At 46.6% G+C, this 23,288-nt stretch carries 17 protein-coding genes and 1 other RNA gene; 6 read left to right on the top strand and 12 right to left on the bottom strand.

Going from position 1 to position 23,288, the window contains the following annotated elements; genetic code table 11:
• Positions 1-70: 70 nt before the first annotated feature.
• From CLC91_RS02670 to CLC91_RS02640, 6 genes are all read right to left on the bottom strand, one after another.
• Positions 71-559: an Sbal_3080 family lipoprotein gene (locus tag CLC91_RS02670; protein ID WP_095499947.1), complete on the bottom strand. Its 489-nt coding sequence runs from the start codon at positions 557-559 to the stop codon at positions 71-73.
• Positions 560-673: 114 nt separating this feature from the next.
• Positions 674-1,900 carry a M28 family peptidase gene (locus CLC91_RS02665; RefSeq protein ID WP_198950895.1) on the bottom strand — a complete coding sequence of 409 codons (1,227 nt, stop codon included), beginning with the start codon at positions 1,898-1,900 and terminating at the stop codon, positions 674-676.
• Positions 1,901-3,577: 1,677 nt separating this feature from the next.
• Entirely contained in the window at positions 3,578-5,023 is a 1,446-nt protein-coding gene (locus tag CLC91_RS02655; RefSeq protein WP_095499944.1) for a sigma-54-dependent transcriptional regulator, read from the bottom strand.
• A gap of 2 nt (positions 5,024-5,025) precedes the next feature.
• Positions 5,026-6,558 (bottom strand): phospholipase D-like domain-containing protein, encoded by a 1,533-nt coding sequence (locus CLC91_RS02650; protein WP_095499943.1) that lies wholly within the window; start codon positions 6,556-6,558, stop codon positions 5,026-5,028.
• A gap of 12 nt (positions 6,559-6,570) precedes the next feature.
• Positions 6,571-7,680, bottom strand: coding sequence for a hypothetical protein (locus tag CLC91_RS02645; protein ID WP_095499942.1), 1,110 nt, complete (start codon positions 7,678-7,680; stop codon positions 6,571-6,573).
• Entirely contained in the window at positions 7,677-10,406 is a 2,730-nt protein-coding gene (locus CLC91_RS02640) for a DEAD/DEAH box helicase family protein (RefSeq protein WP_095499941.1), read from the bottom strand. Before CLC91_RS02640 ends, CLC91_RS02645 begins: the two co-directional genes overlap by 4 nt.
• 673 nt (positions 10,407-11,079) lie before the next feature.
• Between CLC91_RS02640 and CLC91_RS02635 the strand changes: the two genes are divergently transcribed.
• A complete protein-coding gene (locus CLC91_RS02635; protein ID WP_198950894.1) occupies positions 11,080-11,670 on the top strand; it encodes a GIY-YIG nuclease family protein in 591 nt (196 codons plus the stop codon).
• A 175-nt stretch (positions 11,671-11,845) separates the two neighbouring features.
• Here the strand turns inward: CLC91_RS02635 and gcvP are convergent, their stop codons facing one another.
• From gcvP to CLC91_RS02605, 6 genes are all read right to left on the bottom strand, one after another.
• On the bottom strand, positions 11,846-14,743 hold the full coding sequence (gcvP, locus tag CLC91_RS02630; RefSeq protein ID WP_095497393.1) for an aminomethyl-transferring glycine dehydrogenase: 2,898 nt from the start codon (positions 14,741-14,743) through the stop codon (positions 11,846-11,848).
• A gap of 3 nt (positions 14,744-14,746) precedes the next feature.
• On the bottom strand, positions 14,747-15,136 hold the full coding sequence (gene gcvH / locus CLC91_RS02625) for a glycine cleavage system protein GcvH (protein WP_095497392.1): 390 nt from the start codon (positions 15,134-15,136) through the stop codon (positions 14,747-14,749).
• Positions 15,137-15,166: 30 nt separating this feature from the next.
• Entirely contained in the window at positions 15,167-16,261 is a 1,095-nt protein-coding gene (gene gcvT, locus CLC91_RS02620; RefSeq protein WP_095497591.1) for a glycine cleavage system aminomethyltransferase GcvT, read from the bottom strand.
• A 115-nt stretch (positions 16,262-16,376) separates the two neighbouring features.
• Positions 16,377-17,597 carry an FAD-dependent monooxygenase gene (locus CLC91_RS02615; protein ID WP_095499940.1) on the bottom strand — a complete coding sequence of 407 codons (1,221 nt, stop codon included), beginning with the start codon at positions 17,595-17,597 and terminating at the stop codon, positions 16,377-16,379.
• Positions 17,597-18,844: a 2-octaprenyl-6-methoxyphenyl hydroxylase gene (ubiH, locus tag CLC91_RS02610; protein WP_095499939.1), complete on the bottom strand. Its 1,248-nt coding sequence runs from the start codon at positions 18,842-18,844 to the stop codon at positions 17,597-17,599. The genes CLC91_RS02615 and ubiH overlap by 1 nt, the downstream gene beginning before the upstream one ends.
• A gap of 8 nt (positions 18,845-18,852) precedes the next feature.
• Positions 18,853-19,425: a UPF0149 family protein gene (locus CLC91_RS02605; protein ID WP_095499938.1), complete on the bottom strand. Its 573-nt coding sequence runs from the start codon at positions 19,423-19,425 to the stop codon at positions 18,853-18,855.
• 131 nt (positions 19,426-19,556) lie between these two features.
• Here CLC91_RS02605 and CLC91_RS02600 point away from each other — a divergent pair, with 131 nt between their 5' ends.
• The 5 genes from CLC91_RS02600 (at position 19,557) to CLC91_RS02580 (ending at position 23,208) form a co-directional block, all read left to right on the top strand.
• Positions 19,557-19,874: a cell division protein ZapA gene (locus CLC91_RS02600; protein WP_233132571.1), complete on the top strand. Its 318-nt coding sequence runs from the start codon at positions 19,557-19,559 to the stop codon at positions 19,872-19,874.
• A 7-nt stretch (positions 19,875-19,881) separates the two neighbouring features.
• Positions 19,882-20,063, top strand: a non-coding RNA gene (gene ssrS, locus CLC91_RS02595) — 6S RNA.
• Between the two features lie 21 nt (positions 20,064-20,084).
• Positions 20,085-20,654 carry a 5-formyltetrahydrofolate cyclo-ligase gene (locus CLC91_RS02590; RefSeq protein ID WP_095499937.1) on the top strand — a complete coding sequence of 190 codons (570 nt, stop codon included), beginning with the start codon at positions 20,085-20,087 and terminating at the stop codon, positions 20,652-20,654.
• Positions 20,655-20,759: 105 nt separating this feature from the next.
• The gene (gene rpiA / locus CLC91_RS02585) at positions 20,760-21,413 is read left to right on the top strand and encodes a ribose-5-phosphate isomerase RpiA (RefSeq protein WP_095497387.1); all 654 of its coding nucleotides are present in this window, start codon (positions 20,760-20,762) and stop codon (positions 21,411-21,413) included.
• A 10-nt stretch (positions 21,414-21,423) separates the two neighbouring features.
• A complete protein-coding gene (locus CLC91_RS02580) occupies positions 21,424-23,208 on the top strand; it encodes a glycerophosphodiester phosphodiesterase family protein (protein WP_095499936.1) in 1,785 nt (594 codons plus the stop codon).
• The last annotated feature ends 80 nt before the right edge of the window (positions 23,209-23,288 follow it).

The raw sequence follows: 23,288 nt of genomic DNA, 5'->3' as shown, positions 1-23,288 counted from the left end.
TGAAACATCTGCAGATGTCTGATAACAAAAAGGGAAGCCTGTTGGCTTCCCTTGGTATGTAGCGCCTTGTTTACACGTCTGTTTGGTCTTGGGGTAAATTAATCACTTTAGTGGCTTCTTGAGAGCTCAGCTTTCCAAATAGTACATCCATCATGTAATCGATGCGCGTTTCAGCGTCACTGAACTTGTTTCCATTAAAATTGTTGGGCGCTTTATATTCGACATAAGCAGCGCGCTGTCCGTCAGTAAAAGCTTCAATTCTTGCATCATTTAGAAACAAGGCTAAATCCCAGCGCCATCGACCAACGTATTCTAGCGAAATATTATCAGGCTTAAATTTACTGCCAGCATCAACGACTTCATACCGATAGCCATTGTCTGTTAACCAATCCGTCATGGCGGTTAGAAAACCTGCTCGGGTGTCCGGCGATTTAATGATAGTGATCATTTGATTAGAGGTTTCCGCTGCTAAAGCGTGACCACGATAGTGAGGACTGCTGCAGGCTGATAATACTAGGCAGCTTAACGCTACTGCCAAAATCGACAATTGTTTCAACATAATAAACTCGCCTTTCAATTGAACAAATTTATAGCTCTGGCAACAGGAAATTAAGCGAATGCATCGTTAATTTCCTATTTATCCAAAGACTCACCAAAACAGATGCAAACTGACTTACAGCTGATCAAGCCTTACATGGCTGTTTTTCAAATCGTCGCGACTCACGCCTTTACCGTCGTTCAGCTGGTTAAAATGGCGCAGCAACTCGGTTATGGCGTGAATCGAGCCAAGCAAATCACCGGTATGAGCCGACTCCGAGCCGGTGTGCATGTTGCGAATCGGATAACCAATGCTTATAGCCGCACTGTCCACGCCCGCAAGTGCTGCCGCCATGCCGTCGGTACCCATGTCGCGACCGGAAAAGTCCAGTTGATACGGAATTTCGTGCTCACGACAAACCGCTTCAAACACGCTCACAAGATACTCCGAGGTTACTGAGCCACGACCAATGGTAAAGCCATCACCCATTTTCAACGGATTCATTTTACGAGCGCCAATGCCAGGCGCTGCTTCGTAGTCGTGATTCACGTCGGTAGCAATCAGCACATCGGGCTTAAGCTCGCCCACCAACTGAGTAGAGCCAAAGCGACCAATCTCTTCGTGAGTGGCTACCGTGTATAACACCCGCACGTTATCAAGGCCCTCGTTGGCCAGCATGCGGGCAATCTCGGTTACCGAAAAACAGCCCAGACCGTTATCCAAGTAAGCGCCATAAAAAGTATCTGGCGACACACCGCGCTTAATGGGGCGATCCAGTAAAATAGGGTCACCTACACGAATGCCCAAGGCTTCCACCTGAGCTTTGCGATCGTCGCCGTGAGTATGCAGCTCAAGATAAATGGACTCAGGCTTAATACCCTGATCGCCACTGCGCTGACCCGGCGTAGAGAAATGAATGGCACCTAAGGCTTCCACTGTGCAGTTTTGAATCACCTTGTACTTGCCGGTGTTGTTTGGATCTTGGCAAAACAGCTGCACTTCGTGACCTATTAGCGTGGTGGGTAAAAACGAGTCGGTGTTGATCCACACCTTGCCGTCGCTGTCGATTTTGCGCACTTGCATACGAATTTTGTCGGCATGACCAACAATCATAACGCTGACTAAATCGTCACGACCCGGATGGGAGTCAAACACAAGCCCGGCATTGCCTTTAAACTGGTGAACCGCCCAGCCTTCTGGCATGAATGATTCAAACTCTGGCTTAATCACGCCATAGGTCATCGCCGCTTCAAAGCCAATAGGAGAAGGTGCGGCCAGCACTTTTTTCATGAATTCGAATTGCTCACTACCCATGGTAGTTTTCCAAGCTGGGGAAGGTTTTGATTCGCTTGTTACGGTCATTTTATTCGCTCTTCTGTTAAGAATACTGCAGTTAATGATTCTGCTGTCAATAATTGAGCGACGTTAGCGCGTATATGAAAGGGCGACAAGGGCACAACAGCGCATTTCAGTTAATTTGCACATGTTGGCGAGACGATAGCACACAAAATTGAGGCTTCGATGCGAAACGCTCCAATTGCGAGGTTTTTGGGGTTTGCTGTTGGCCATTACTTGCTAAATTCAACAAGTCTACTAGATTTTCTAACTAACGCGCTGACTCCAAATCGACACCACTCACGCAGGAGCATTACCTCTCATGCAAAACAACTCGAAATACCGCCGCTGCCCTGAATGCAATGAACTAGGCGTCGAGTTTACTCAGCTTAACTTTGGCACCCATTGTATTTATTGCAAAAGCCTTATCGAGGTAGAGTTGAAATACAGTCTGGCGGCATCTGCAGGGTTGTGCGCATTATGCGTTGTGTTTTTTGATAGCCCATTTAAAGTGTTGGGATGGGTTACTCTCTTCATTTTGCTCGTTTTTAGCAGCAATTACCGCTATTGGACAAATCGGTATTTTCCGTTGAGGTGTTACGGTTAACTACAGAGCTTTTGTCAGCGAATAACGATTCAAATTCTGTAACGAAATTTTTGTACGCATAAAAAAGTCCGGTGCTACTACTAGCACCGGACAGTTCAATGTCTCAAGGAGTAAATGAGGTTCAGGAATGAAGTTGGTTATCGCTTCGACCAGCTACCAAGAGCCCAAAACCACTTTTCCTGAATGGGAGTTGGTTAATTTTGGCAAAACAACTCCTTTCCAGAACGTTAGTTCTAGAATGAAGTTGGTTATCTGGCATGCTAAACCAGAAGGTGCTAGTTGTAGCTGGCACCAATCACTAGTATCAGTATAGTCTTGCTTAAATAATTAAGGCCGTAAAACAAGCGCTTTTGTAGTTTGAGAATATTTGGGGAGCTACGATTTGGAGGTGTACTCAGATTACTTCCATTTGACTTCAGCAATTTACTCACTAAAAGTAACTAATCAATCTGAAGTTTCACATATGGTGGTTAGGGGTAACTGAGGTATTAAAACTGAACAGGAAGACGGTAGATTCGAGTACTATTATCTCAACCCTTAAGAAAGGAAACCCTAAGTCATATCACAGAATTATTTCAAATTAGAACAATGAGTTAAGTAACAGTTGCAGCTCTTCAATATCCCAAGTGACCGGCAATTTTCGAAAAAATTCGTCTCGGACTATGTTTCCATAGCGGCATACCAGCCCTTATTCACATAAGTTGCAACTATTGCTGAGTACGCGAAAACTATATGCTCTTTTGTTTCGGTTATCAACTAAATCAGCATAGTTCGTCGTTCTAACTACAGGTAGCCTTGATAGTCCTGTGCACTTTCTAAATGCCCAGAGCACTGAGCATGCCCACAAGAGAATTAACGTCACGATTAGAATGTAAGCTCTTGGCCCACCCATTGAATGGAGATTGTGGCTGCGAGACTCAAATTGACCCTTTGTACACCTAATTAGCTTTTGAGTGTTCCGTTTCGGAAAGGTTCCGGCTGACTCATTTTTTAAACAGAAATCAGTTAGAGATGAATAATCCAAATAGTGCAATTAGGATAAGCTGGATTTTTGCGAAAAACAGATCCAAATGCAAACAATGACACACCAAAATAACTCAATTATGTCTCATATATTTTTGCAGAGTTTTTTGATCCACCTTCAATGCTTCTGCGGCTTTAACCCATGTTCCAAATTGCTTTTTGGCCGCTGTTGCAAATTCCTTATGGAACACTTTCGTTAACTCATCCTTAGTTGTCTTGGATAAATCACCAAATGCAAACCTTGTGTCAGGACTACCCCCCTGGATAGCAGGCTCGCCCAACGAAGCTAATGAGCTAGAGATTGCCGAGTCTGTAGTTTGGGAGCTCAAAAACGCACAAGTCATGTATGCCAGCTTTTTTAGGTCACGTAAGTTACCTAGTAAATATGCAGAGTTAAAAAACTGGATTAATTCATTTGATACTGGAGCTTCCACAGGCAGATTGGGGTTAACATTGACTTCCTGCCAGATTCTTTGCCAATCCGACAAAATATCTTCTCTGCATGCCCGAAGTGGAGGTATTGTTATAGTGAGCATGGATACACGATCAAAGAAATCAGCATCGAGTATCGTTGCCAATTGCTCAAGTGATTTATTACTCGCACAAACTAGCTCAAAGTCAGATGTTTCCTCAGTGTCACTTCCAACGGGGCGAAAACTGTGATGGTTATCTTGAAGCACTCGAACCAGCTTTCGCTGAACCGAAGTTGGTAAATCTTGTATCTCATCCAAGAACAATACTTTTCCATTTGCTTCTTTCAAAAGCCCATTGCGATCCTTTTCTGCCCCAGTGAACGCACCTTTTACGTGGCCAAACAACATACTATCAACCACTTGAGAGTCTAACCCTCCACATGCAAGTGTAACCACCTTCTTTTGCTTCACCTTACCAACAACGGTTTCAATTAACCTCGTTTTCCCAGTACCACGTTCACCCAGTACAAGTAATGGAGCTTTGGGAACGCAAGAGAACTGCTTTAACATTTGTAATGCATCCAGCCTTGCTCTTGATTTAGGGTCTAAATCGTAAAGGGCGTAACCGCCCTCTGAACTTGAAATAGCAGAGATCTCTGCCAAATACGTATTTACGCTGAAATCAACTTTTGCAATGCTGGTTCTTTTGGTGTCTGGGTTATATTGTGATGACCAGAGGATTGTTTCGTGTGGGAAACGCCCCCGGGCATGAAGAATCAGCCAAACCGCATGCATAGCCGGAGTTCCCGGCGAAACATTAATATGAAGATGCTGCTCAAGCTTTAGGTCTGGAATAACCTCAGATTCTATTGTGTGATAAATTTCGTTGTGATCAGCAGGATTCTCAACACCTACAGTTCGAAAGCTAATCTGAATATCGCCAAATTCATGCTCTTTGTACAGACTGTTATCCTCTGCTGACTGAGTAAGCACGATTACTTTTCCAATATAAACTTTACGATTCTTAAGCCGCTTTAACGCTTCGTCTAATACCTCAATCCCAGCTCTTTTTGAGTGCCAACAAAGCAGCGTGTTTTTGTTATCCAAAGTTACGCCTCCAATACAATTCGGGCGTTTGGCAATTCACTTTGCTTCAGCCTTTTTGCCATAGCAAATTCGGACTCTTGACAAACTGTAATAGCTAACTGTTTTTTTGTCAGTCGAACAACCTTTGGCTCATAACTTTTTCTAGGCGATCCTGAATCCTTCTTTTTAGATGTTTCATCCTTAGCCGTTAAAGGTTTGAAATACTCTTGACTGGCGTTAGTGATAACGGGCGGCTCTATGCGCCATTTATACTCAATCTTTTGCGAGGTGTTTTCCCGCCAGTTTGCATTGGGTATCTTTGGTTGCTTATCCATATCAGACAAACAATCTGCTTTTATAGCCGATAACTCAACAACACCCACTTCTCTGACTGAGTATCCCTTGAATGCATTATTTTCCCAAGCTTCAAACCCACCAGAAATCATCCCTAGACTCATATCTATGTTCAATTCATTGTGGCTATTAGTTAAAAACACATCTAAGCAGTTCATCAGTTCTTTTACCTGAATGCCGGTGAGTTTCACGCCTAATTCAAAGCCTTGATCCATGCCATGCGCTTGAAAATTGGCTGACATCACCATCGCATGTACTCCATCCGCTACAACTGCTTTTGCATGCAGCCATTTAAAACACTTCACAGATGCACCGGCCTGCTTCATAGCCAATAGCGCTGGCATGGCAGCGGGTCTTTGGCGGGATAGAACGGTGACTTTTACTCCCAATTTCGCACGCTCACATATTGCCTTTACAAGCTGATGGTCCTCTTGCCACCCAAAACTCGATATGATGAGTTCTTTATCTGCTTTATTGATCAGGGCTAATACATGCTCCCTAATTTGGGTATCTTCACTAGATGTGACTAGTATTTCATTTAATTCTCTTGGATATCCGACGTTACCCGGCGACTTGTATGCTGAGAATTCACCACGCCTTGTCATATGGTGCTGCGCACTCTCGAAGATTGCCCATCGAAAGACTTTCACGATCTCATCTATTTGATGGCGTGAAAGCGAGACACCCAACTCTTCATTACGTTTAAGTGCTTCTTCTGTAAGGTTTGCCGTTAATAGTAACCCTTTCGCATTACCGGTTTCATGTAATGCGTCTATGACAACAGCCTTTGCGTGGAAATGTGGTGCAGATGCAAAATGAACATGTCCAGACAATTTATTTAACATTTGCTGATGCTGCTCAAGACACTTTTTACCAAAGTCATCATCAGGCACATCGCCATCAAGACGAGTCTCACATGCCAATAGTATGTACACACGAACTTTGCGCTTTGCTGCATTTAAGACCGCTGATTCGACATTATCATCAGCAAGCAAAAACGTACTAAGAATAACTGAATGTTTAGCACTATCGATTAATTCAACAACCCTTGATTGCAGCTCATTGCAAAACACAGAGCTATTAATAGGTTTCGGCTCAGATACATGTTTAGGTAATACAGGTAACAGCACAGGAGGCAGCTTGGTATTTGATTGATTAACAACCTTGGTTTCTGTTTTAGTAAACTTTTCAATTAGACTCATCACTAATATTCCTTATAGGTTCCAATCATGGGCAGCAATTACATGCCAGGTATGCTGATTTTGCAGGTCTTCATCAACCCAAAACTGATTTGCCAGTTCAGCCCTATCAGGTAGTGTGAAATTCCAACCTTTAAAAGGTTCGAGTGCTTTTTCTCTCCAAACTTGGTACTTACTATTAGTGGCATACATATTGATATTTTTCTCTAATCTCCATTCAGCCCACTTTTTAGCATCCAATTCAGTCAATGCTGATATTGATATATTGTGTAACTTCATCGCATCAAACGAGCCCAACTTACGAACAAATGGTCTTTTTACGCTTACTGAGCGTTTCATATTGATTCGCTCAGATTCAGTTGTATTTTCAAAAACCACTGACAAGATTTCCATTTGCTCATCCCATTGTTCAAATAAGCCTTCACTATGCAGAAGTACTTTCAAAACTTGCTGACGACTGATTGGCTCAATCCGACGTGAAAATATATGATCTTTTCCTCGCTTCACATCGACATTGCCATTAGTTACATTCCACTCGATGTAATACGGTTTTTCTTGAGGTGAGATGCGTTCACCTTTAAGTTCAATTTTGTCCACACGCACTTCCGAACCACCACCTATTGGTTGTTCTTGTAAACCAACTAGGTCTTTAAGGGATTGAGGTATCTTCAATAACTTATCAGCCCGTGCTTTTAGGTCGTGACGGTTCTTCCTCAACCCGGTTGACGCAGCGCTTGGCTCTGTATGCGCCTCACTTGTCAAAAGTGAATGGGGTAATAAAGGCTCATCACAAATACATAACTTCCAGCAACCATCTGTCGGTATTAAAACTTGGTCTTTTTTTAGCGCTGTTTTTCCTGCTTCAGTCAATTTATATTTGCCTCGAATTGATTCTGCTAGTCCATATAACCGACAAAGATTCAATAACCTTTCAGCGACGACACGGCGACCGATTTTGTCTCCAAATAAGTGTTCGGAGCACTCGACAGAATTCGCACTCGGATAGTCGTGGAGGAATTGCAGAACGCAGTTAATTTCTGGGCGGCTGTCTGCCAGTGCAATTTCACCCTGTATGAGCCACGTCTCTGTCTTAATTTCTCGCTTTATAATGATATCCTGGCTCATATTGCCTCCTGTGATTCAATCTCGATTGTTGTGGACCAGTAAGAATTACTAGCAAAAGCACCTAACACACCCGATGCCTTCTGCATTGCTGAGCGGTTTCCATACACAATAAGCTGATGCTTGGCCCTCGTAATTGCCACATTCAAGCGATTTGGGCTTTCGAGAAAACTCGTGGGATGATTATTTGCGAAGCTAAGCATGACAAAGTCAGCCTCATGTCCCTGAAAACGGTCTACAGTACATATCTGAATATCAATATACGGTGAGGATTTCTCACCTCGATAGAAATGCCTTACTCCGTGATGATTTCCCGTCCACTTTCTTAAAGCTCGACGAATGGCTCGCTCTTGCGCCCGATAGAAAGCCAAAACAGCAACCTCCCATGGCTTATGTTGGTTTTTATCAACATTCGGATTTGATTTTGCCCAAGAATCAAATCGCTCTAATTCTTTCAAGATTTTTTCTACTTCAGCAGTGATTTCACCTTCTTTGCCTTTTCGACCTTTAACATCGTGCCATATACAACGATGTGAGCCGTTTCGGTAACCCCAGTCCCGCTTTTCAGCCTGTCCATCAGGGCTTTGCAGTGCTTTTTCATGATATATGTGTACTCGGGGAAACTCGGCAATATCTGGATGCATTCTATGCTGGTAACTAAGCCGTATTTGTCGTTGATTCAAAACACTGGCTGGAAGTCCATCCGACAGAGCTGTTCCTTGTTTCTGATACTCAGTACGTTCAAATCCAACTTGCAGAGATTCAAGAATGGAAGGGAGTGCGATCCTACGCACCCTGCCTATTGCAGTGAACGTATCTTTTTCTGAGCCAAATGGTAGTAGTGCTTTGATATCCTCCTCTAACTTGTTAGCTATTTTAGAACTTCCGTTAGATTCTGTATTTAGGCGCTGTTCGTACATACGAGCCAGGCGCCACGCTAACTGAGACTCCCAACTATCGGACTCGCTTTTGATTTTTGTATGAGTTAATCTCGAATGCGCTGCAAGTCGCATTTCTAACTTTTTCGGTAACGTCGGCAGCCCCCTTATGGTAGTCAAATCTAAGGGAAGGTGATTAGCATTCTGAGTGATGAACGCTGACGAACCGAGGACTACAGAAGCGTAAGGGACATCTGTCTTCGGTCCTTTCGATGAAGCAACCAATACATTCTTGGCCTTTGCTTGCTGATGATAAAATTCAATTGTCTTTTCATCGTCAGTGCAAACCAAGGATACTTCTCGCTTCTGAACATTGATTTGTCGAGCAGAGAAAACATCTGCGCATGCTTCTCGTTGATACCTATCCGGTAAACACGGCTGCAAATTTACTTCAGTAGCTTCATCATCAACATAAGGTGAAAGCTGTTTGGGGTCTCCCACCATGATCCAACGCTTGGCAAGTACCGCTGGCACCAAAAACTCTTGAAACGTTGTTTTTGATGCTTCATCAATAATCATCACATCAAAGATTGGCGATGTTGATTGTTTGTTTTTGATGTCAGGATGCTGAAGCAAGCCAATAGTCGTCCCGCAAACTAGATTCGCCGCCTCAAGAACAAGACGTTCAACAATATGTTTACCTTCACCAACCTTGCTTTTGAGTAACTTCTGACTAACTGAAATGTTCGGTTGCTGCTGAAGATGTTTCAGCAATCTCGTGCGTTCAGTTTTAACAAACTCTTCCAATTGCCATGGCTTTGCCTTTTGAGAAACACTGGATTTATCTCCAATCCGCACAGGTAACACCATGTCGCGATGAATATTTTCCTCAGACATCATTCGCTCAAGAACATTGTCTACAGCAACGTGAGTTGATGCACAAAGTAAGATCCGCTTCCCTCGCTTTATGAATTGAAGGATCAGTTCGCAAATTGCTGTAGTTTTGCCCGATCCAGGAGGGCCCTCAAGGAAGGCAAAGTCTGGTGTATTGAGTGCAATATTTACAAACTCACGCTGCTGAGATGTTCCCTCTCTTGCACCATCAGTAAGAACGTAGTAGTCATTGCTAAATAAGTGCTCATCATAAGGAACACTCGGCCATTTAGCATGCTCCTTACCTTCAAACAGCCTTAATAGCGGAAGATGGTGAATAGAGGGGGTGTCTTGTAAGCTTTGTAATGCATTAATCTGACACTTTAACTGGTATGTGTTTGGGCGAATAACCAAATAGTCGTGGTCAGGTAAACGATCCAATAACAAGCTGTCATTTTCTACATTTCTGTCCAGAACTGAAATTGCGTTGGATTTATTGAATCCCACGTTGCCTTGCGATTTGCCAGTCAAATGCCAACCGTAACCGTCTGGACACTCATATGACGACAGCCCATTGCCTAATTCACTCGCAATTTCGTCCGCGTGCTCCTCTGTCACATAAGCCATTTTAGGCTTACCGTGACTTCTACAATTCGGGCATTCCCTAGCAGCACTACCTACGGCCTTCCATCTTGCGGGGCTTGCTTCGTATACAGTGTCGATACTTTCATCTAAAAAGAGCTTTAAGTTCTTTTCGAAATCACCACAGTTATCAGCAGGCTCAACTAATTGTATCCATACTCCACTTTGAGCTTCGTCCAGCTTTTCCCAAGCTATCGCTTTAACAGCCTTCGTACTTTCTAGGTATTTTCGAGTGGTGTCTAAATACTTATAAAAGTCACCAAGACCACTCACTGCTTTACTAAGCAGGATGTCTGGCCGGTGAATTCCTAGGTTAGCGTATCTCAATAAAGCCATGTTTCGTCCTCTGCTCCAATAAGTTGTTCCTCCTAGATATCAAGCATCATGCCAACAACCCAAAGGATTAAAAAACCCTTTATTTTCAACATGCAGACAAAATAAAGCAAATTTAATAATGTAGAATATTACACCCATAGGTGTATTTTGTAACCTAATGCGGTTTATTTCTACATTTCTCAGATCTATTAGTTTTGCAAAGCAAAGGGGGAAAGAGTCAAGCCAACTGGTCATCCTTGTAATTGAAATGCTATAGCAAATTGAGTGCTGATAAGTTGTGTGAGCTATACGTGTTTGTAATTCTCTCGCTAAAGTAAGTTGCCTCTTTTTTGTTACTTTTGCGGTATCCTACGGATTAGATTTTATATTGTGAAATGCAGCTTTTTGAGGTTGTTCAAGTAGATCTGCTAAATGAATTTGGGGCAAAAGTGAGTTAGAGATGATTGACCCTACTTATTTATTGATTGAGAAGTCACAATAGTGGACTTCCCAGACTTTGCTAGCCACTTTCAAGCGTTTAATGAACTTCAATGAAAGGTGTTGATGAGAAAAGGAAAAAGCTATATCCAAGAGTTAGAATACAGAAGCTGTTAAGTAGGTCGCTGATCGCGGTTACTCGGTTCATGAAGGGATGTTCTTCATCCTTCATGGTGTGACTTGCTATGTTTCCGATATGGAAGAACGTACAAAAACCAAAGGTAAGGTAAATGCTCGACTACACCTGATTTTTGAAAACGGTACTGAGTCTGACATGTTATTGCGCTCTCTTGCGACAGAGTTATACAAAGATGAAACTGGTCGCCGTATTTTGGATAAATCTGATAAAGCACTAGATGAACTGCTCAACATTACCCGAGATGACCAAAAATCTGGATACATCTACATCCTAAAATCATTAAGCTCTGAACCAGAAATAAGAGAGGTCAATAACCTCTTCAAAATTGGCTATTCAACTACGCCAGTTAAGCAGCGTATCGCGAATGCTGAAAACGAACCAACTTACTTAATGGCTGCTGTTCAATTAGTCTCAGAGTTTGAGTGTTACAATATGAAGGCAAACAAGTTCGAAGGGTTATTACATACTTTCTTCGGTAACTCATGTTTGGATGTGAAAGTCGCTGACCACAACGGAATTGCTCATACTCCAAGGGAATGGTTTATCGCTCCATTACCTTGTATCAAACAAGCAATCCCAATGCTGATTACTGGAGATATCGTTAATTATCGTTTCGATGCTGTTACTCAGGATATTGTTGAGAGGTAAGCAACTTTTAACTTTCGCTGGGTGTTACCCCCCTCTAGCAATATGCTCTAGAAAGAAAAAAGCGAACCAATTGGTTCGCTTTTTCAATCTTAATCTCAGAAATTAACCAACTTCATTAAGATAACCATCTTAATTAAATCGTTAACCAACTTAATTAATCATCCTCAGTAAAAACCTACTCCCCCGAATAGCTCTCCAACGGCGGGCAGCTACAGAACAAGTTGCGGTCGCCGTAGACGTCGTCGATGCGATTAACGGTTGGCCAGAACTTGTCGAGCTTGCAGCTTTCCACTGGGTAGGCGGCTACTTGACGGTCGTATGGGCGGGCGTCAAACGCTGGGTCAACAATGTCAGCTAAGGTATGCGGTGCGTTAACCAGCGGGTTGTTGTCCGCTGGCCAGTCGCCGGATTCCACCTTAGTGATTTCGGCTTTAATGCTGATCATGGCTTCTACGAAGCGATCAATCTCGAACTTAGACTCCGACTCGGTTGGCTCTACCATTAAGGTGCCCGCAACCGGGAAGCTCATGGTTGGCGAGTGGAAGCCGTAGTCCATTAAGCGCTTGGCGATGTCCATTTCCGACACGCCTGAGGCGTCTTTTATTGGGCGCAAGTCGACGATGCACTCGTGGGCAACGCGATCGTTACGACCTGTGTATAAAATCGGATAATGTTCGCTTAACTTCTTGGTTAGGTAGTTAGCATTAAGCATGGCTACTTGGGTGGATTGGGTTAAGCCCTTGGTGCCCAGCATGGCAATATAACCCCAAGAAATTGGCAAAATACCGGCAGAACCAAAAGGTGCTGCTGAAACCGCGCCGTTGTCTTGCGAGGCGTTGCCATCTTTCACCAAGCTGTGACCGGCAACAAAGGGAGCCAAGTGCGCTTTCACGCCAATGGGTCCCATGCCTGGACCGCCGCCACCGTGAGGAATGGCGAAGGTTTTGTGCAGGTTCAAGTGGGATACGTCCGAGCCAATAAAGCCTGGCGAGGTAAGCCCCACTTGAGCATTCATGTTGGCGCCGTCCATGTATACCTGTCCACCGTGCTGGTGCACAACCTCGCAAATCTCGCGCACTTGCTCTTCGTACACGCCGTGGGTTGATGGGTAGGTAATCATAATGCACGACAGGTTATCGGCAAGCTCTGAAGCTTTTGCACGCAAGTCGTCCATGTCCACGTTACCGGATTTATCACAGGCAACCACCACCACTTTCAACGACGCCATTTGCGCCGATGCGGGGTTGGTACCGTGGGCCGATTGTGGGATCAAGCAAATGTTACGATGCCCTTCTCCGCGAGACTCGTGATATTTTTTAATGGCCAATAGGCCTGCGTATTCACCCTGCGCGCCTGAGTTTGGCTGCATGCACACCGCATCGTAGCCGGTAATGTTCACCAGCCAATCACTGAGCTGGTTAATCATGGCGCTGTAGCCTTGGGCTTGGTCAGCTGGGCAAAACGGATGCATGTTGGCAAATTCAGGCCAGCTCACCGGAATCATTTCACTGCCGGCGTTAAGCTTCATGGTGCAAGAGCCCAGCGAAATCATCGAGTGATTGAGCGCTAAATCCTTGTTCTCTAAACGCTTAATGTAGCGCATCATCTCGGTTTCACTCTGATACGAGTTAAACACCGGATGGGTTAAAATGTCTTCGTCGCGAATCAGCTCCGCTGGAATCGAGTTAGAGCCTTGTTCGGCAAGCTCAGCGTCAATGCTGGCAACCTCAAGGCCATGGCCTTCGCCCAATATCACATCAAACAACACCGCCACATCGTCACGAGTGGTGGTTTCATCGATGCTTACGCCTAAGCTGCCTTCGCTATCAAGGCGCAGGTTCACCTGTGCCGCAACCGAGCGCTTAACAATGGCGTCTTTGTCGTCACTGGTAAAGGTTAGGGTATCGAACCAGCTGTTGTTCGCCAGCGCCACGCCTTTCGCTTTCAAGCCATGAGCCACAATATCGGTAAGACGATTAATGCGCTCGGCAATCATGCGCAGTCCATGAGGACCATGGAACACCGCATAGAAGCTGGCCATGTTCGCCAGCAATACTTGCGCGGTACAAATGTTGGAGTTGGCTTTTTCGCGGCGAATGTGCTGCTCACGGGTTTGCATGGCCATGCGCAGCGCTTTGTTGCCGCGGGTGTCTTTAGAGACACCGATAATGCGACCCGGCATAGAGCGCTTATAGGCATCGCGGGTTACAAAGAAGGCCGCGTGCGGGCCACCAAAGCCCATGGGTACGCCAAAGCGTTGTGCCGAGCCCAGCACCACGTCAGCGCCTAAGCTACCCGGAGATTTTAGCAACACCAGCGCCATGATATCCGCAGCCACAGCCACCACCGCTTTGTTGGCTTTAAGCTCAGCGATTAAACCGCTGTGATCGCTGATTTCGCCAAATCGGTTCGGGTATTGCAGCAAAGCGCCAAAAATGTCGTGGTTTTTAGCGTCTTCCGCCGGCCCTACTTTGACCTCGAAGCCAAAGTGTTCGGCGCGGTTAATCACCACGTCGCGGGTTTGCTCGAATACGTCATCGGCAATGTAATACAGGTTGCACTTTTTGTTCTTAGAAACGCGCTTAGCCAAAGCCATGGCTTCCGCCGCTGCGGTGGCTTCGTCTAGTAAAGACGCTGAGGCTAAATCAAGGCCCGACAAGTCCATAGACAATTGCTGGAAGTTTAGAATGGCTTCTAAGCGACCTTGAGCAATCTCTGGCTGATACGGGGTGTACGCTGTGTACCAACCGGGATTTTCTAACACGTTACGCAAAATCACCGACGGTACTTCGGTACCGTAGTAACCACTGCCGATGTAACTTTTAAAGACCTGATTTTGATCCGCCATGGCTTTCAGGGTTGCCAGCGCTTCCGCCTCCCCTTTCGACTCTCCCACGGTTAACGGCGTCGGTAAGCGAATGCCTTCCGGGACAATTTGTTGAGTCAGATCATCAAGTGATTCGGCACCAACGTAGTCAAGCATTTGCGCTTGCTCTGCGTCGGATGGGCCAATGTGGCGACGCAGGAACAGCTCATGCTGTTCCAGTTCCAAAAGGCTAACCTGCTTTGTCATAACTTACTCTTCGTCAATTACTTCTTGATAGCCTTCGGCGTCCAATAGTGAATCTAATTCGGATACGTCCGATGGCATGATGCGGAATAACCAGCCATCGCCAAAGGCATCAGAGTTCACCAACTCTGGCGAATCTTCTAGCTCTTCGTTCACAGCAACAATTTCACCGGAAAGGGGCGCGTAAATGTCAGAGGCCGCTTTAACCGACTCGGCAACGGCAACGTCATCACCGGCGCTTACGTTGTCTTCCACTTCTGGCAATTCAACAAACACCATGTCACCCAATAACTCTTGAGCGTGCTCGGTAATACCAACCGTGTAGCTGCCGTCTTCTTCTTTACGAACCCATTCGTGTGAATTGGCGTACTTTAACTCGTTAGGAATGTTGCTCATTAGGATTTCCCCTAGCTTGTTCAATCAATATTAAAATGCTTTTTTGCCGTTACGCACGAAGCTTGGCTTAATGACTTCTACCGCCACTCGCTTCTTACGCATTGCCACTTCGGCGCTGTCACCAATGCTGCGCGGAACTCGCGCCATGGCAATGGCATGGCCTAATGTTGGCGAAAATGTACCCGAGGTAATGACCCCTTGCTGCTCGACACCCTCGGCATCGGTGAAATGAACCGTAAGGCCAGCACGAAGCACGCCTTTTTCAGTCATCACCAAGCCCACTAATTTTTCAGTGCCTTGCGCTTTAATCTGTTGCAATGCTTGGCGGCCGTTAAAATCACGATCTTCCGGCTCCCAAGCAATGGTCCAGCCCATGTTAGCCGCCAGCGGATTAACGCTTTCGTCCATGTCTTGGCCGTATAAGTTCATGCCCGCTTCAAGGCGCAAGGTGTCCCGCGCGCCCAAGCCGCAGGGTACCACACCGGCGTCAAGCAGCGATTGCCACAACTGCGGTGCTTGCGCTTGCGGTACCACAATCTCGTAACCCGCTTCTCCGGTATAACCCGTGGTGGCGATAAAAAGATCACCCGCTTGCACGCCAAAAAACGGCTTCATGCCAGCAACGGCTTCGCGCTGCTCATCACTGAACACGGCATCGGCTTTGGCTTTGGCATTCGGGCCTTGAACCGCGATCATGGCTAATTCAGGGCGCTCAGTAACGGTTACTGAGAAATCTTGAGCTTGCTCGTTTATCCACGCCAAGTCTTTTTCGCGAGTGGCTGAGTTCACTACTAAGCGATAGTGCTCATCGGATAAATAATAGGTAATGAGATCGTCAATCACGCCGCCTTCATGGTTAAGCATGCCGCCGTATAAGGCTTTGCCAGCCACCGTGAGTTTGGCCACATCGTTGGCCAGCAGCTTTTGTAAGAAAGGTTTTACTTGGGTGCCAGTGATATCGACAACCGTCATGTGGGAAACATCAAACATGCCCGCGTCGGTGCGCACTGCATGATGCTCTTCGATTTGAGAGCCGTAATTGATTGGCATTTCCCAGCCGTGAAAGTCCACCATTTTGGCGTTAGATTCGAGGTGTTTATCAAAAAGAACGGTTTTATTCGACATTTCATCAACCATTTTATTTGTTAGGGACCATTCCTAATTTTTAGAAGGAATGTGATGCGCCGCAAATTATACTCGCAGCAAATTATTTGTATACAAAAAAAGCCCTCTAAAGCGATTATTGACACCAACGAGGCAAATTTCGTCCTAAGCCCATGGCTTTTGCCACCAAACGGTCTTTAACCGGGGCCGCTTTATTAACCAGGTTCATGCCTAAATCTCTTAACCCTTGTTTTAGCGGGTGATTCCCAGCATACAAGCGTTTAAAGGCTTCCATGGTGGCGATCATTTCTATGGCTTCACTGTTACGCCAACGCTGATACTCCACCAAATAGCTGCGACGTCCGTAATCGGCTTCTTTTTGCTGCCATTGGTCCACCTTTTCCAGCAAAACAGCGCAGTCTAATAGGCCTAAATTAACCCCTTGCCCCGCCAGTGGGTGAATGGTGTGGGCTGCGTCGCCCATCAATACAATGCGCTCCTTAACGAAGTCATTAGCCAAGCGCATGGTTAACGGAAAATAAGGTCGAGCCGATTGCACGTTGCACAAGCCTAAGGTGCTGTCGAAGGCTGCGGTGATTTGACGATCAAATTGCTCTGGTGAGCATTCGCTTAGCTGCTTCACGTTATCCGGCGACGTAGACCACACAATGGAGCTTAGATGTGGATTGCCTAGCGGCAAGAAGGCCAAAGGCCCGTCTTTTAAAAAGACCTGGCGAGCAACCCCTAGGTGAGGCCGTTCGGTGTGAACCGTGGCCACCAAACCATAATGACCGTAATCTTGAAACTTGATGCCAATATTGGCCAACGAGCGCACCTTAGAATGGGCACCATCAGCACCAACAATAAGCTTCGCCGACACCATTTGCTGCGACTCGGTGGCCAACCAAGCGGCATCATCAGCAACGCTCAAACTGGCAATTTTGTCAGACACTCGCACCACATTAGGGTAGCCACTAAGGGCTTGTTCTAAACCGATTTGAACCGCTTGGTTTTCAATGATGTGGCCAATATCGCTGTGACCCAAGCGCTGTCCATCTAGGTGAATGCGTCCTATGCCATCTTTATCCCAAACTTCCATGCTTTGATAAGGGGCTTTTCTGGGAATGTGATGCCATGCGCCTAAGCGGGTTAGTAAGCGCTGACTGGCGTAATTAATTGCTGAGACTCGCAGTTGATAGTCATCACTGAGTTGCAGAGATTCTTCCGGCGCAACTATGGCCACTGACAGCCCTTGTTGTGCAAAACCTAGAGCGCTGGCAAGCCCTACCATGCCCGCCCCAACAACGGCGATATCAACTTGAATGGGCGGCGTTATCGATGTGGCCTGTGTTGCCATTAACTCATGTTTCCTTTATCAAAAGAGTGATGCCAGCCCATGGCCTGTCGAGCAACCCCTGCTCGCAATGGACTGATCCAATTAAGCAGTTTTAAAGCGATGTTGCGCCCCACAACCAAAGGCAGGTGATTGTTAGAAAAGCCCCGCACCAGCAACTCAATGGACTCAATCATTAATTGTCGGTCGACTTGGCGAGCCTCAAGGTAGGCGTGGCACAATGCATTATCGCCGCAATCGTTAGCCGTGGATAAATGAGTGCGCAAACAGGTGACTAAGGTGGCCACATCCCGAAGCCCTAAGTTAAAGCCTTGGCCGGCAATGGGGTGCAGAGTTTGCGCAGCGTTGCCAACCAGTACGGTGCGATGATGAATAACGCGAGGCAAATAGGTCAGCTTCAGTGGGTAGCCCGAACGCTTGCCGGTCTCGGTGATGCGCCCTAAGCGGTAACCAAAGGCCTGTTGCAGCGCTTTGATAAAGGCCTCATCGTCTTTGGCCAATACCTGTTTTTGGGCGTCACTGTCCATCGCCCAAACCAAACTCATTCGTTGCTCAGACATTGGCAATAGCGCAATGGGACCGTGCTCAGTGAAACGCTCAAAGGCTCTGCCCTGATGTGGCTGCTCACAGCGAATGTTGGCAATGATGGCACTTTGCCCAAAGTCTTCTAGGGTTGGGCTTAATTGCCAATGCTGTCTCACCATAGAGTTAAGCCCATCAGCGCCCACCAGCAAGTTACAGCGCAGTTGGCTGTTGTCGCTTAATTCAAGCACATGGCCCTCTGCACTCGAATCAATGCGATTAACCGCAAGCGGGCAAAACAGCTGCACGGGGCTGGACTCAAGTAAACGATGTAACAAAGGGCCTACGCTTTCAAGCTCCACCACTTGCCCAAGGGCATCCACATGGTAATCATCAGCGTGTAAATCTGTGGTGCCGAGGTGGTAGCGATCGCTGACATGAATGTCGTGAATAGGCGTCCCTAGGGGGGCTATGTCAGACCACAGGCCCCACAATTGCAGCTGCTTAACGGTACCGGCATTTAAGGCAATGGCACGAGCGTCGAATCCGGGGTGAGCGTCTCCTGGGGGCTTGGCTTCAATCAGCGCAATCTTGAGCCTTTCACCGTCCGCCTTAACCAACTTTGCCGCAGCCAAAGCCAAACAAGCCCCCGCCATGGCACCACCGACAATGGCAATGTCGTACTCATTTGTGGCTGACTTAGCTGTGGCTGAGTTTGACGAGCTCATAACCGCTCCTAGTGAAGCGTCGGTTTGGATTTAGGCTCCAAATTACCGCTGGAATATTCGGTAAAACAACTTACCACCACCAGTTTTACGTATTCAGTTAGCTCAACATACGCTTGCTCGTTATCATCATTGTCGTCAACGTTGGCTTCAACCTGAGCGATGGCGCCCAAATCGTCTATCATCTCTTTTAGGTCCCGAGGTGCTTTATTCAGATTTGGCTGCACCATGGCCACCGCGGTTAAAAACGCTTGCGTCCATAACGACAAGGCTTCTAAGCGTTGGGTCAAGCTTGCATCGTCGTCTTCCGGCAATAACAATTCAAACTTAAAATCCCCTTCTGCCAGTTTCGCCGCACTTTCGCGATACAAGCGCTGCGCTTGTCGATAAATGGCTTCGGGCAGTTTTTGACCGTCATTCACCAGTTCATAAAAAGGCGTTCGCCAGCCTCGCTCATCGAGGCGTACACCGCCGGCAATAATTCCGGCAATAATGGCTTGTAGCTCCACCGGATCTAAGCCAATCTCGGCGTCTCTAAGGGCTTGTTGAATTTTTTCGAGTAGTAATGTGGCAGGCAACGACATAACCGCATCCTTGGATTGATAATAGCGTTAATCCTACAACAATTAACGCTATTGCTAAAGCCGTGAGCCACCTGCTTGCACTTTTTGTGTGGTATGGCTATAGTCGCCCAAAATGGGTCATTGTCTTGGAAGTGCTAAAGGTGTCGGTAAATCGCATTAGTATCAACTTGCTCGGAAGAGTATTCACCGTCAGCTGTCCTGAAGGTGAAGAAGCAAACTTGCAAGCGGTCGCGGCTAATTTAGACGACATCATGCAGCAAATTCGACAGCGAACCCACATACACAATCGCGAAGAGCTGGCGGTAATGGCCGCATTGCAACTGGGTTACGAGTTGTCAAAAGAGAAAAATCGAAACGAATCGCTTCAAAATGAGATGGAACAGCGAATTTTGCTGTTACAAAACACTTTAGAGCAAGCTTTGGTTGAGCATACGCGAAAAGCAGAATAAAATACGACTTTCCCTGGGGTGTTGGCTAGCATGGTTATGTCCCTGGCCGATGCTATTAACTTAGGGTTAGGAACTAACGGATGGTGTGCAAACTCAGCCTGTACTGAGGAGCCTGACTCTGTTACGACTATCCCGCCTTGAAACTACGGTTTCAAGGGCTATACCGAGCGGCGGCATCCTGGGGTCTCCATTCTTTAACTTGGTGCGTGTATGGACACTCGACAAGCGTTAAGAAATCAAATGCGGCAACAACGCCGCCAACTTTCCCAACTGCAACAACAGCAAGCTGCCGATAAAGCAGCTCAGCGGCTAATCAACTACTGCCATGAACAGTCAATAAAATCCATTGCTCTGTATTTAAGTTTCGATGGCGAGTTGTCGACAAAAACGGCTATACAAAGGCTTTGGCAGCAGCACATTAACGTGTGCGTACCGGTTATTCACCCATTTTCGAAGCATCATTTGGTGTTTATTGAGTACACGCCCACCAGTGCAATGCAGCTGAACAAATTCGGCATTGAGGAGCCTGTACTTGAGTGTCATAAAATCGTTCCAAAAAATGAGTTAGATGTCATTGTTACGCCGTTAGTGGCGTTCGACCGTCAAGGTAATCGATTGGGCATGGGCGGAGGATTTTACGACCGCTTACTGGCCAGCGACGATGCCCCGACCGCCATAGGATACGCTCACGATGTTCAGCGGCTAGAATCACTGCCCGTGGCCAGCTGGGACATGCCGCTACCCTGCATCATAACCCCATCGCACACTTACCGCTTTTAAGTTGGAGTCTGTTGCCACAAGTCTCTATAATAATGGCACTTTATTACGCCCTGCAGTTGATAACGGTTCGCGGGCACGATCCATTTGCCATAAGGATGGTCTTAAATGACTCAAGATGAAAAGAAAAAAGCAGCCGGTTGGGCAGCACTCGAGTACGTTCAAAGCGACAGCATTGTGGGCGTAGGCACAGGCTCAACGGTTAATCACTTCATTGACGCCTTAGCGAGCATAAAGCACAAAATTAAAGGAGCGGTATCCAGCTCAACCGCTTCTACCGAAAAAATGCAGCAACTGGGCATTGATGTATTTGATCTTAACGAAGTGGATGCCTTGTCGGTATACGTAGACGGCGCCGATGAAATTAACCCGTCTAATCACATGATTAAAGGCGGGGGCGCGGCACTGACTCGGGAAAAAATTGTGGCAGCGGTGGCGGATAAATTCATCTGCATTGTTGATGACACCAAGGAAGTCGACGTTTTAGGCGAGTTTCCACTGCCGGTTGAGGTTATCCCAATGGCGCGCTCCTACGTGGCCCGTGAGTTGGTAAAACTTGGCGGCGATCCGGTTTATCGCGAAGGCGTTATTACCGACAATGGCTGCGTCATTTTAGATGTGCACAATCTTAAAATTACCGATGCCGTTGCCTTAGAAACACAAATCAACGCCATTGTTGGTGTTGTGACAAACGGCCTGTTTGCTGCCCGAGGTGCCGATGCACTGCTGATTGGCAGCGAATCCGGCGTCATTAAAAAGTAGCTAGGCTAGTTTGCAAGCGCTTCGCGACATATTAGGGGCCATAGCACAAGTTCGACGAAGTGCTGTGGCCCTTTTACGTTTCCAGCTTGTATTCAAAGCCTTGCTGCTTGTGGTACTGATTCCATTGGCCGCCAGTCTTGGTGGCATTGGGCTTAGCTTGGTGAACGCCAATGACTTAGCTAACCTCAAGCTGGTGAGCTTTTTAATCTCGCCCGTGGGCTTTATCTCCATCTTTCTGCTGATCAGTGCGTTTTTGCTCTACTACTATCTTGAGCAAGCCGGCATGTTGTTTTTACTGGCCACCGACAAAGGTAATCAATGGCAACATTCGTTTCGGCTGATGACCCGCCACGCCTACCCAATTCTTAGAATTTCTGCGCTTCAATCCGGCGCTGCCATGATGTTGCTTATCCCGCTCATACTAATTGGATTGGGCTTGTATCATTGGCTGCTCAGCGAATACGACATCAATTACTACCTAAATGAACTGCCGGCGGAATTTATTGTGGCGGTTAGTCTGTTGGGCTTAGCCGGGGCCGCAGCCATTGTGGCGCTGGGCATTTGGATGCTCAATTGGCAACTGGCGCTGCCGCTGATGTTGTTTGAAAAGATGCCGGTGAAACAAGCCTTATTAGAAAGCAAGTTGCGCCTACACGGTGATCGGCACAAGTTTTTCATCTATCTGTTAATTTGGTTTGGGCTGCGTTTGGCCTTCGCGATCCCTTTGCTGGCCGCACTCAGTTGGAGCATAGATGCGCTGGTGCCCATGCTGCCGCAAGATTTTGACAGCGCCCTGCCATGGCTAGTGGGCATTTTGCTGTTCACCACCTTGTCGCTTATTTTCATTTCCGGCATCGACAGTCTGCTGTTTGCTATGGTGACCACCCGCATTTATTTGCGAACACCGAATACCAGTCTGCAGCTTAATTGCGATACCCCCAAACAGTTGCCTTTGTGGTTTAAAACCGCTTTTATCTCCATTTTGCTGTTGTTAATTGCTGATAACTACTACCTTGCCAGCGACTTTTTCCCGAAACAAAAGGTACAAATTACCGCCCACAGAGCTGGCGGTTTTGCTGAAATTGAAAACACCCTTACCGGGTTGCGCAGCGCCATCAAACAAGGGGCTGATCTTGCCGAAATCGATGTGCAACTGAGTGGCGATGGACAACTCATTGTTATGCACGACCGCGATCTGATGCGACTGGCTGGTAACGACGTTAGCATTTTCGACGACGCATCCAGCCTGTTGCAAGTGCCTTTAACGCCCAGCGCTCAGCAGCAGCCGGCAACATTGTCACGGCTTAACGACTTTTTAATGGAAGCAAAAGACAAGATTCGATTGAACATTGAGCTTAAGTTTTACGGTCAATTACCTCCGCAACTCGTGCCTAAAACGCTTGCTTTGATCGACCAATATCAAATGGCGGATCAAGTCGTGCTTAGCTCATTGTCGATTGCGGCGTTAAACCAAGCGGCGCAGTTAAACGCGCCAATGCCCCTCGGTTTGATTGTATCAGCGACTTTAGGGGGGCAAGATTTTAGTGGCTACGACTTTGTTGCTGTGAATCAAGGCCAACTCTCCAGCAGCGACATGGTTCATTACCGCCAGCACAAGTTGCAAGTTCATGCTTGGACGGTAAACACCCAAGTCGCTGCAGAGCGGGCTATGCTGTTAGGGGCCGATAACCTAATTACCGATGAAGTCGCATTAATTAAACCCAAGGTTGAGGCGTTTAATCAACTCTCTCAAGCGGAAATCATTCTGCGACGATTGCACTTATTGCTGCGCTAAAGCCATTAACAGCAATTGTACTGCAACAAAATTTTTAAAAAACATGTGATCTCCTTTCAAACAGTGCTCGTTATCTAAGG

Source organism: Paraferrimonas haliotis, from assembly GCF_002282895.1.
Taxonomy (GTDB): Bacteria; Pseudomonadota; Gammaproteobacteria; order Enterobacterales; family Shewanellaceae; genus Paraferrimonas; species Paraferrimonas haliotis.
This window is presented reverse-complemented; position numbering and strand designations above follow the sequence as displayed.